The organism is Plebeiibacterium sediminum, from assembly GCF_026013605.1.
In the GTDB taxonomy this organism is placed as follows: Bacteria; Bacteroidota; Bacteroidia; order Bacteroidales; family Marinilabiliaceae; genus Saccharicrinis; species Saccharicrinis sediminus.
In genome coordinates this window covers 1-12566 of the sequence record NZ_JAPDPJ010000099.1, presented here as the reverse complement: position 1 = coordinate 12566, position 12566 = coordinate 1, and the positions used below count along the sequence as shown (strand labels likewise).

The 12566-nt window shown below is 34.2% G+C and carries 8 protein-coding genes and 1 tRNA gene; 3 read left to right on the top strand and 6 right to left on the bottom strand.

Features of this window, described 5'->3' with window-relative positions:
- Positions 1-451: 451 nt before the first annotated feature.
- Positions 452-808: a DUF6249 domain-containing protein gene (locus OM075_RS22850; RefSeq protein ID WP_301192879.1), complete on the top strand. Its 357-nt coding sequence runs from the start codon at positions 452-454 to the stop codon at positions 806-808.
- A gap of 63 nt (positions 809-871) precedes the next feature.
- Here OM075_RS22850 and OM075_RS22845 read toward each other — a convergent pair whose 3' ends face one another.
- From OM075_RS22845 to OM075_RS22830, 4 genes are all read right to left on the bottom strand, one after another.
- Positions 872-2071, bottom strand: coding sequence for a rhodanese-like domain-containing protein (locus OM075_RS22845; protein ID WP_301192878.1), 1200 nt, complete (start codon positions 2069-2071; stop codon positions 872-874).
- 2 nt (positions 2072-2073) lie between these two features.
- Positions 2074-2607, bottom strand: a complete 534-nt coding sequence (locus OM075_RS22840) for a YeeE/YedE thiosulfate transporter family protein (protein WP_301192877.1) — start codon at positions 2605-2607, stop codon at positions 2074-2076.
- Complete coding sequence (locus OM075_RS22835) at positions 2604-3257, bottom strand: cytochrome b/b6 domain-containing protein (RefSeq protein ID WP_301192876.1); 654 nt, start codon at positions 3255-3257, stop codon at positions 2604-2606. The genes OM075_RS22840 and OM075_RS22835 overlap by 4 nt, the downstream gene beginning before the upstream one ends.
- 172 nt (positions 3258-3429) lie before the next feature.
- A complete protein-coding gene (locus OM075_RS22830; protein ID WP_301192875.1) occupies positions 3430-5013 on the bottom strand; it encodes a tetrathionate reductase family octaheme c-type cytochrome in 1584 nt (527 codons plus the stop codon).
- Between the two features lie 520 nt (positions 5014-5533).
- Here OM075_RS22830 and OM075_RS22825 point away from each other — a divergent pair.
- Positions 5534-6949, top strand: coding sequence for a PQQ-dependent sugar dehydrogenase (locus OM075_RS22825; protein WP_301192874.1), 1416 nt, complete (start codon positions 5534-5536; stop codon positions 6947-6949).
- A 24-nt stretch (positions 6950-6973) separates the two neighbouring features.
- On the top strand, positions 6974-8998 hold the full coding sequence (locus OM075_RS22820) for a TonB-dependent receptor (protein WP_301192873.1): 2025 nt from the start codon (positions 6974-6976) through the stop codon (positions 8996-8998).
- Positions 8999-9454: 456 nt separating this feature from the next.
- On the opposite strand, the gene OM075_RS22815 is transcribed toward OM075_RS22820, so the two are convergent.
- Positions 9455-12118, bottom strand: coding sequence for an AMP-binding protein (locus OM075_RS22815; RefSeq protein ID WP_301192872.1), 2664 nt, complete (start codon positions 12116-12118; stop codon positions 9455-9457).
- Positions 12119-12476: 358 nt separating this feature from the next.
- Positions 12477-12549 (bottom strand) — tRNA-Gly (locus OM075_RS22810).
- Positions 12550-12566 lie beyond the last annotated feature (17 nt).

The following is a 12566-nucleotide window of genomic DNA, read 5'->3' as shown; positions in this document are numbered from 1 at the left end:
ACAACCCAACCACATACCAAAGAACAACCAAAGAAAACCAAACAAATACCAAAGACATACCGAAGAGAACCGAAGAAAAGTAAAAAAATGGAATCTAAAACCATCGTTTTTGGCCAAAAGTTGAATCCAAAACCCCCATTTTTAGCAAAAAATGGAATTCTGAGGCATTATGGGGGGTAAAACAAATCAAAATCCCAGACACCCAAAATCATATATCGCTATCACACAATTATTTACAACCACAAAAAGTAACAGTAAAATTACTGTTATTTTTTCGATGAACATTTCAATATACTTTAGTACTACAAGCTGAGAGAAAAGCATTAAGAGCTATTTGCCCTTAGCACTATGCTATAATTTTGCAACAGGTGAAAAAATAAATAATAATGTTTGCAACCTTTTGTTCTGGTGTGGCGACAAATAGTAAAATAATCATTAAAAATAAATTGTTATGCAAGAAGTATTTATAACCGCAGTATTATTCACTGGCTTTTATTTTATTATAAAAATGTTTACAGACTATCTTTTAAAGCGTAGAATAGTTAAAAGTGGACATATTGAAAAGGCTGATATTTTGCAACCGGTGCAACAAGTAGATGATGAGCCACAGACCTTGAAGAGTTTAAAATGGGCATTGGTAGCTACTATGGCTGGTCTGGGATTAATTGTAGCTTATGTAGTTGGGAATATTTATGGGTTAGAAGGTTATCATCTAGAGCGTTCAATGATTTCTTTTGGTATTGAGTTGTTGTTTATTGGGTTGGGTTTTTTAATTTACTTTTTTGTGGCGATTAAGCATAAAAAGTAATTCTAAAATAAGATCAAAGGGTTTCTCTACAAAGAAAGAAACCCTTTGAATTTTATACGGGGGTTAACTGCAGCCACCACTTACACGGGTAGCTTTTTTCATCACAGGTTTATCCATGTTGGCAACAGCCTCTCCAATTTCTTTCATTTTTTTTCCTGCTTCTATTCTAAAGTTTTGAATGTCAACTTCCTGTTTGGTACCATGCGGATCAATATCAGTAATCAGGAAGTACTGTTTGTTAAACTCTTCCGCTGTTAACTCAAGCGCAAAATTATCTGATTTTCCAAAATACTTTGAAACCATACATGCTCTTTGCGATTGCATACTATCAGCACCATAAAATACATTGGTTTTAATATTTTGTATGATGGTACCCAAACTTCCTGATTTATGCATTTCTTCCAAAGGAATATTGATTGCAGTTGGGATATGGAATTTTTGGAATTCTTCAGGGGATCTTACATCAATAACATTATACTTGTAATACTGATTCATTAATTCATAAGCAAGTTTATCACCTTCCATAATTTTAGGATTGCATTCTCCTGCAGCAATTTTTTCATCAATTCTCTTATCCATCACCTCTCTTTTGGTAGGTGTAATAATTACAATTAATACGATAAGAAGTGGTGTGGCAACTAAAATGCTGTTTTTAATAATAACAGGTTTAAACCATTTGGTTTCTTTCCCATTTATTTTGTTTTCAATCATGGTAGTTGCAACAAAAGCTCCTGCTGCAATCAAAATCATTACCAAACCAAAACCCTCACGCGACATGCCTAACTGGTCGTACATTAAAACAGGGCCCCAGTTTTCTGCAGTATATATATCTTTCCAAAGCGGGTAGCCTTCAGCAAAGGCAAAGATGCCAATAACACTACCTAAAAGAAATGCCATTCCATCTACCCGGCCGGTAGCTGCTGCACATGCGCTGGTTCCCGGACAAAAACCACCAATGATAAATCCGAATCCCATAATTCCACCTCCAATTAAGGCCGACCATAAGAATGTAGGGTTAATATAAATAATGCTAATATCTAACAGACCTAAGTGGTTTAATACCACAACACCAACCATAGCAGTAATACCGGCTGTAAAGAAAACACGTAATACAGTAAAGTCATATCCGTAAAACAAGCCAACTAACTTTTTTGTAGAAGCAAAACCCGCTTGTTCCAATGCAAACCCAAACCCAATTCCTACAATTAATGCAATAATATAATTGAGTTCGCTACTTATAATATCAGGTACTAATGGTCCCATATTTATTGTTTTTTAATCCATAAATTTTTAAAAAAGTAGGCTACCATATAGGCTACTCCAAAAATGGCCAGCATTGTAATAATACCACCAAACGACATCACTGCCATTCCGCTTAAGGCCGAACCGGATGTACATCCTCTTCCTAACTGACTACCAAAACCAAACAGGGCACCACCTACAATGGCTCCAATTATTCTGGTTGAGTTTTTAACTCCCGGGCCCTTTTCAAGTTTTAAGGAAACTCTGTTTGAGGCAACTCCAGATAAGAAGGCACCAATGATTACGCCTAATACTTCAAATACTAACCACGATTTCATCGCTCCTTCAGGATGCGATTTTTGATAATCAGCGTAATAAACTGTATTTTCAGCATGAGTTGGCGCAATTGTTTCTACAGATTGTATTACAATACTTTTAAATGCTCCACTGGCGCCTAATCCTCTACCTGTAACATAAATCGTTAATAAGAGCACAAAGCCCAAAAAGAATCCGGCCAGGTAAGGATTCATATATTTTTTTGGTTTTTCTGTTATCATGATTCAGTGTTTTTAGTATTTAGATCTTCACTTTCTTTTTCTTCATTCTCATCCAATTCTTCCCATCCTGTTATCATCGCTTTAATATTTGCCGTTAAGCTATGTCCTGTTGTTGTCATATACACATGAACAACAATAAAGGATATGAGTAGAAAAGCTCCCAACGTATGAATCACTGCAATCCATTCCAATGGAATAGCTAATTCAACAACTTTGTCATTTGCATCAAACGACTTATAGTACATATATAACAGACCTGAGAAAATAACCATAGGAGCCATAACCAGTTTAAAACCCAGATAAACCACAGCTTGTAACGGATTTAACTTTTTATTTACGGTTTTGATAGTAGGGTGCGGATCTCCCTTAAACATTCCTATGGCATAATAATGTATTTGGGCCTGTAACTTCGAAAATGTTGGAATGTACTGTTTCCATTCTCCTGTAGTAAAATGCCAGAAAATACTAAATGCAATTAAGCCAAGTAATAAGTAGGATGCTGAACGGTGAAAAGCTACAGCCTTTTCAAAGCCAAAAAGATGTATGGAATCATGAATCTCAAATCCGGTTAGCGCTAAAAAGAATATTAGTGCCGCCTGACTCCAATGCCAGAATCTTTCAAATTTCTTATATATATATACTTTTTGCATAGCGAATGTATTTGCGTTTTTATTATTTCAAAACATGATTGAGTTTTTGTAATATATTATCTCCTATCAATATTCAAATTAGATAATGAGATTTGTTGTGTTTTGATATTTAGTATCTTGTAATTAATGTTTTGTCTAAAATCTAACCATCTATTTGGGTATTGATTTAAGATTAGATAGAAATCTCTTCAGATTCAACTTCGTTCTTACGTAAAGAATTGATAAAACGAGCCAGAGCATGAATAAATACGCCGAGTAATGAACCCCAGAACATGAGCTTACCAAATAAATCAACCCAGCTGTTACTGTCTCTTCCCGGAATGTAAAATCCATTCAATCCGGCAAGTCTTCCATTATCACTTGTATGGCAGGCATTACAGTCTAAAGATTGATCTTTAGGAGCTACCATGTGATTTACAGGCCAGTACATTTCCGTTTCTATAAAGTCATATTTTCCACTGTAAGGCAACCCCATTCTTTTCATACCTGCTTCAGCAGCAAGGTTCCAGTCAAAGTCCATCCAGAAAGCACTATCGCCTTTGTTTGGTGAATATAATTTGGGTTGAATCAGCATATTTGTTTCAGGATCATAAATCTGATCTCCCCGGTGAATCTTAACAGGATAAATTTTTGAATGTGGATCATTAACACTGCCCAATAATTTATTCACCTGTACAGGAACACTCTCAACTTTATCACCAGCAACATAATGTTGGGCACTACCGTTAAACCATACGTAATCAGGTTCAACATTCGTTTTCCATTCAAATGCCCCTTTTATTGATAAGTAAGTATGGTTACCCAGCGAATCTTCTATATGATACGGTTTTCCATTGAGCAGTTTACCAGCCTCAGACCATTTCCAGGCCATCTTTGTTGCATTAACTTTTGCATAAGTAGGAATATGGCATGTTTGGCAGGCTATTCTTGAATAGTGTCTGTTTAATAAATCATCAAGGTGAGGGCGGGAGGTATGACAGTCTTCACAATTTAGTCTATTCACATCAGTTGATGATACGGAATATAATTTACCTTTTATCTGGTGTTTTTCAGCAGTGTGACATTCTACACAAGACATATTAATACCGTTTTGTGCCATATGCACATCCGTATTTCTGTCGCACGATAGAAGGGCATCTTCCAAATCACCATGTTTTACGTTGTTACCACCACCACTGTAAAAGTGACAACTTCCGCAATTAATTTTTGATGGTCTGCCAACCCCTTGTGCTACTTTGGTTAAGTTTACACTACGGTCGGGATATCCTGCCATTGCAGCACCTTTTATGTATTCCTCACTATTGTCGTGACAAACCATGCAGTCCACATTACGGGCATTGTTAAAGTCAAACTTATTACTTGTCATCCCAAATCCAATATGACATTTGGCACAAGCCTGTTCGTTTGAGTTGGAGCCAATACAAAAGTTATTGAGCACATTCTTTTTCCCAATCTTAGAAATACCCTTTCCTTCAACATAGGCAACTCTTTCCCAGTTCCAGTGGCTCGAATGAATAATTTCCTCATGTCGTTTGTTGTGACATGTTAAACATGCTTCAGTTACATCCTGGGGTGTTTTAAACTCTTCCTGTAAAACTTCAAATTGACTATGATCAACGGAAGATGTGGGTTTTGTTGCATATTTCTGTTTAAGCTCGTATTGTGAAAAATTCAGAGGTTCTGTTTTATGGAGCAGGTTCACTCCCAGAATTACGATGACAGAAATAACAATTGAATAAACGATGACCTTGTTCATAGGTGATGATTTAGATTGTTTATTGGGTGTTTGTTGTTTCTTAAAGTTAAAATATATTAATTAAAATAAAAAACAGTCAAATATATGTAATAATGTACATATAATGGTGTAGAGATATGTAGAATGGTCTAATTTATATTAAGTCTTTTTAATAATAACTATTATAGATATGTGCTTACGTAAATAAAATATTGATTATTTGTTTGAAAATTAGTCTGATATATAAAATGTTTTTTGGCGAATATTTATTTTTTGAAGACTAGAGAACATTTACTAACTTAATTCACCAAACCATATATTATTGAATAATGTCTATCAAGGCTTAAAAATAAAGATGTAAAAGGCTTCAGTTTCATAGATTTTTAATTCAGCCTTTTAAATAGGATAAATTCAACACTTGATTCGTATGAATAACTTAATGTAATATATCCAAATGTAAATATGGTAGATTACTGTTAGGCATACTACTTAAACTTTGGTTTGATGCTTACGTTTTAAAACTGAAAGTAAATTTAGACATATGAGAAAACATGTAATTCAGCTTTCGATAATATCACTTTTGTGTATTTCTACAATAAATACATCATGCTCTTCAAATAAAACAAATAAACATGTTGTTCAATCAGATGTGAAAGAGCAATACAAAAACTATTGTTTGGGATGCCATAATGATAAAAAATCTTCATTTGTAGATCGAACATGGCTTTTTGGCAAGGAACGAGATGAGGTTTTTAATAGCATCAAACTGGGAAGGGTTGCTCATGGAATGCCTGCCTTTAATGAAGGTTTGAGTGATGATATGATTGGGCAGCTGACTGATTATATTTTAAGTCTTGATGAAATGGTTCCTCTAGTAGAAAATAGCCATACCACAGCAAATGGAATTGAAATTTCAGAAGTCCAAAAGTTTAAAGTTGATACAGTTGTAGATGGATTAGATGTACCATGGGGACTTGAGTTTTTACCCAATGGTGATTTGCTGATTTCGGAAAGAGGAGGTGATTTATTAAGGTTTACAACAGATCAAAAGTTGCAAAGAATTTCCGGGGTGCCAACAGTTAAAGCAAGAGGGCAGGGAGGATTGCTGGATTTGGAATTACACCCTGACTATAAAAACAATGGATGGATTTATATGTCTTATTCTTCGCCCAATCCCAATAATTCAGATTTAGCTACAACAGCTATAATGAGAGCAAAGCTCAACGGGAATCAGTTGGTGGATCAGGAGGTGATATTCAAAGCACATCCAGAATCAAATAAACGACATCATTACGGAAGTAAACTTGAATTTGACAGAGATGGATATCTGTATTTTTCTGTAGGAGACAGGGGAGATCGGGATAGAAATCCACAATATTTAGATAATGATTGCGGTAAAATTCATCGTATTAATGATGATGGCTCCATACCAGAAGATAATCCCTTTGTGAATAAAGAGGGGGCCCGGCCATCCATCTACTCATACGGACATAGAAATCCACAGGGACTATGTATGCATCCGGAAACAGGAAGAATGTGGTCGGATGAGCATGGCCCCAAAGGTGGTGATGAAATAAACTTAATAGCCGCAGGTAAAAATTATGGCTGGCCGGTTATTTCTTTTGGTATTAACTACAATGGAACCATTTTTACCAATGATACCGCAAAAGTGGGTATGGAACAGCCGATTTCATACTGGGTTCCTTCTATTGCGCCTTGCGGAATGACCTTTGTAAAAGGAGACAAATATCCAATGTGGAAAAATAATATTCTTACAGGAGCCTTGCGTTTTGAATATCTTAAGCGTGTTGTATTAGATGGAGATAAGGTAGTCCACGAAGAAAATCTTCTGGAAAACATTGGAAGGGTAAGAAATGTTGAAATGAGCCCTGATGGATATATTTATGTGGCCATAGAAACTCCTGGTAAAATATTAAAACTTGTACCTGTAGAATAAACCTTAAAATCATACTTTATTTAAATGATCGTTCGGATTGGATTATTAATTACGCTGTTATTTTTTGTTGTAAATACTTTAAGTGCTCAGCTTTCTGTAATTGATACAACCGAAAGCATCATTATGAAAGAGGTAAGAGTGAGAGCTCCTCTGTTAATTGAAAATGTGCATGAATGGCCGGGTGGATACGTAAAGATGGATTCATTAACCATTCAATCCGGAAGTGGATATGTATTGTCGGAACAGCTTAATACCATTCCCGGTGTTTTTATGCAACAGGGAACATTAAGTACCAATAGAATTACAATTAGAGGAATTGGATCAAGAACGCCCTATAATTCAAACAGAATAAAAGCTTATTGGGGCGATATTCCAATAACTGATGGTGATGGTGTAACAGCAATTGAAGATATTGGACTAAATGATATTTCTGATATTCAGGTTTTAAAAGGACCTGCCTCTGCTCTTTATGGAGCCGGATTAGGAGGTGTGGTTTTAATTTCTCCACATCAATTAAAAAATAGTAGCAAAAATATAGTTTATAAGAGTGAGTATAGTCGCTACAATACCTTCCTAAACCAGATAAACTTAAATCTTTTGCAGAATAAAAGTAGTTCAGTTAATCTGAATGCAAGTTATCTTAATTCAGATGGATATAGAGAGAATAGCAATTATGAGAGACATAATGTTACTTTGAACGCCAGTCATCAGCAAGGGAAAAGTAATTTTAAATTGTTTTATCATTATAGCCGGTTATATGGACAAATCCCAAGCTCATTAGATAGTCTCAATTTTTATGATACTCCTCAAAAAGCAACTTTTACCTGGGTTCAGATAAAAGGCTATGAAAAATCGTATCAACATATACTTAGCGGAAGATGGGCTTTTCCAATATCGAAAAGAATGGCTCATTCAGTTAATTTGTTTTATCGTATCTCAAACTTAAATGAATTACGACCATTTAATCGTTTACATGAGGGAAAAAACAGTATTGGCTTAAGGGATAAACTGGTATATAAAAAGGATAAAATCAGGGCAATTTTAGGTGTGGAACTATTGCATGAAAGAAATAGCGTGAAGTATTTTAGTGTTGATGAGGAAGATTACGGATCTCCAACAAACGCCAATAAATTAATTCGCTATTACGCTAATGTTTTTAGTGTTTTTGAATCACGTATTATACCTGATTTGCTAATGCAAGCTTCTCTGAATCTTAATAAAACAGGTTATCGTTCCATAGCAGATGATGAAAATTTTTCATTTGATTGGATTGCCTCCCCAAGATTAGGTTTCAATTATACAGTGGGTAAACAACATAATATTTTGGGCTCCATAGGACATGGTTTTTCTCAGCCATCATTCGAAGAATCTTTAATGCCGGATGGCTCCTTTAATCATTTGGTAAAGCCAGAACAAGGAATTGGTATTGAAGTGGGATACAGGTATGCATCTATGAATAATAAACTGAATCTGGATTTAACCTTATATCAGCTACAAATGAAAAATTTACTGGTTACTAAAAGAGAAAGTGAAGATATATTTTATGGTGTTAACGCTGGTAAAACCAAACATTACGGAATGGAGGCTTCATTGATGTATAATGCTTTCAGAACTGAAGCATATTCTTTAAATATGAGGGTAAATTACTTTACTTCACAAAATGAATTTGTAGATTTTGTTGATGATGGCCAGGATCAAAAAGGAAATCAGTTACCCGGAATCCCCAATCATATATTATCCTATCAGATTACGTCAACATATAAAGCATGGACTGTTAATTTGAGCTATAAAAATATAGGAAAACAGTACCTGACTGATGATAATACTAAAATGTACAATGGTTATCAAAAACTGGATGGAAAACTAAACTACAAGCTTGAGATTTTAAATGTGGAAGGTAATGTTTACATGGGATGCAATAATATATTTAATGAGCATTATGCATCAATGGTTTTAATAAATGCCAGTTCCTTTGGTAATAATAAACCTCGCTATTATTACCCAGCACTGCCAACTCACGTATATGGCGGAATTACTTTAAAGTTTTAACCACATCAGCAATAATAAAAATGAATATGGATCAAGTCTAAAATTTGGGTCTACATATTGTTTTACTTAATTAAGTGTAGATTTTTGTTAATCTGAATAGGAAATACTTTGCCTCATTAATACTTTTAAACTGTCGATAAATTGTATTTTTTTTAGGCTGAAAGCCTTACACATCAAAACGAGGGTCATCGTCCCAAGTACATATACATCCGGTAAGTTAAGGCTGTAAGTCTGAAACATTTTATTACATTCAAATTTACAAAATCAAAATATTATTGGAGATCGTTACAGACTTTCAGTCTGATATTTTCCTTGATTACACTATGAAGGGGCGTTGCCACCTTGTTGTGATGTTATAGGCTTGTAGCCTCTTTTGTGTTTAGTATATCTTTGATTTATAATAATATATCGAAATAATATTCGTATGAATCAGTAACTAAGCTTTAAAAAACTTAGTTATTGAGTTTTCTCCTTAAGTAATTTGTAATCTACTTTTCCTGTTCCCAATAGAGGAATTTCTTCAATAAGTTCTATTCGTGTTATTTTACCTATCGATGGAGCTTTGTTTAATCGAAGGTGTTCATTAGCCTCATTAAGGGTAATTGGTTTTTTGGTAAATAGCACAATTTGTGGAGGTTGAACTTTGTCATTACCTTCCACAGCTAAAATTTTCTCTTCGTTACTTCCGAAACCTTCTTCCAATATGCCTTCAATAAAAGGTAAGCTTATCATTTCACCACCAATTTTTATAAATCGCTTTAATCTTCCTGTAATATATAGGAAATTATCCTCGTCGATATATCCTAAATCACCGGTTTTATAGTAGGTTTCATTATTTATTTCTATAAAAGGAGAAGGAATAGCAGGATCGCTGTATCCTCTGAAAATATTTTTGCCTTTAAAACAAATCATACCAGTTTGGTTATTATTTATAGGATGATTGTTTTCTAAGTCAATGATTTTGCAATCCACACCTTTTATAATTTTACCAACACTACCTGCTTTTTGCTGCTGAAGCGGATTAAGAGATAATACCGGAGCACACTCTGTAATTCCGTATCCTTCGAGAAGGTATGCCTGTGGCATCATTCTTTTAAAATAGTCAAGGAGATCTGGAGTGAGTGCTTCTGCTCCAGATACAACATATTTAATGTGCGACAAATCTTCTTTAACTGCATTATTTAAAATAATTTTTAAAAAACTTGGAGCAGCCACTATTATTGAAGCACTGGTGTGTTTAATTACTTTTACTAATGTTCTTCCATCTGTAGGGTCAGGTGAATACACTGTGCGGGTTCCTGTAATTAATGGTAATATGGAAAGAACGCTAAATCCGAAACTATGAAATGGCGGTAAAAATGCCATTAAAACTCTGTTTCTTTCCAAATCAACTAATTCAAGCGTTCCTTTTAAATCATAGATAATATTATCATGAGTAAGTTCTACTGCTTTGGGTAAATTTTCACTACCTGAAGTAAACAAGATAACGGCAGTATCGTCAATACGATCAAAATTATAAAAGTACTTAGGTAATTTGCTTTTGATAGCACCTCTGAGTTTTGTTAAAATACTGGTTTGTGGAATCTCTTTGTCCAGAAAGACTAATTTCTTAGTGGTTTCCGGAGATATTTGATCTTTAATTTTATCAATAAACGATGTGGCCGTAAATATATAATTAACAGCCGATTTATTAATACAGTGATCTAATATGGATTGCCCCACAGTCCAGTTTAACATTACCGGCACTTTTCCTGCAAAATAACTAGCCATTATTAATAAAGAAGTACTTTGAAGAGCAGGAAGCATGATGCCAATATGATTATCCTTACACTTTTTCTTAATAATTTCAGAAACAACACATACTTTTAAAAGGAAATCTTTTCGGTTTGTTTCTCCCAGCATGGTATCATAAGAAAATGGAATATGTGTGTTCTTAGTAAACTTATTAATAAACAGAGCAGGTATGTTTTGTACCGTATTGATTTTAATGTAATCGTTAAACGGATTGTTTCTTGAAAAAGAACATGAGGGGAGAGGTATTTTTGACTGTAGATCTCCGTTGGCCAATAAATATAGATGACCTATAGTTTTAATTCCTGCAATGTCTGTCTGTGTTTCAACATTAAAAAACGCTTCAATATCTTTAATAATCTCAACCAGGTTGATAGAGTCTGCTCCCAGGTCGTTGATTAAGTGTGTTTGGGGTGTAATGTCCTCTGTATTTACGGGGAAATGCTTTTTTAAAATAAAATTAACATCTTTAATAATAGCCTGAGGAAATGATTGTTTTGTCTGAATCTGATTATAGGGAGTAGATTGAGATTTCAATTTCTCAGGCAGTTCTCTCTTAAGAGCAGGACTGAAAAAGTAATGCTTAATAAAAGTTGCTTGTTCTTCTCCTTTTGCATTATAAAAACGCTCTAAAAACTGATTAAAAGTTTGTTTGTCACTTTTCGAGAAATCGATGGCACTTTGAGTGATGTCTTCAAAATAGATTGAAACTTTTCGTTTTGGCATTAAAATGAAGATATTACATAAGGTATAGAAAAAACCTTTTAGGAGGTTAATTCCAAAATTAGGCGATTGTCCTTTCCATGCCTTAGACCACTGACTACCCCATAAACCATTTATTCGTACTCCTATAATTTGAACATCGGCCGGAATCTGTTTTACAATTTCATAGGCACCTTTTTTATTCAGGATTCTTTCATACCCTTGCGAAGCAATTTGTCCGGAGGGATAAATTACGATACTTTTTTTGTGTTTAAATGCAGTAATTGCAGACTCTGTTATTTCATTTAATACATTGGTGTTTCTACTACCACTTTCTAAATCACTAATTCTTACCGCACCCCAGTTTTTAAAGAATAATTTAATAACAGGTAAATCATAATACGAACTGGTGATCATGGGAACTATATTCTTATGTGGATACAAATAGCTAACAAGTAACATGGGATCAACAACAGCCTGATGGTTGGGAAGAAATAGTATGGGTTTATTTACGTCAATATCATTAAGTCTTTCCAGACGAACTTTATATCTTACAGATAAGATGATTCTTCCCAGAAGAAATATAAATTGAGCTATGGCTTTTACTATAGGGTGTTTTTCTTTCATAATTTATTATTCTATCATCCGTACAGAGCGATCTTTTCGGAAATATGGATAATTTTAATAAAGAAAGAAAAATTTTTTATGAGAAGTTATGAAACGGGCATGAAAAATAAAGACAAAAAAAAAGGGAGCCTTGCGGCATCCCCATTTTTAACCAAACCTAACCCTATATTTTTAAACAACAAAATGTTGTCTTTTTTTTATTTTAATTCGGTACAAATATACCTGTATTTTTTTACCAAGCAAATAAAAAAGTGAAATTTTTCAAATAATTTTATCTTATATCTGAAATTAGTTTTGAAGTATAATTTTATAGCTTACTGATAGAAAAAGCCAGCTGAAAAATCAGATGGCTTTATAGAGCGGAAGACGGGATTCAAACCCGCGACCCTTAGCTTGGAAGGCTAATGCTCTATCAGCTGAGCTACTTCCGCAAAATAAAAATGAGCCA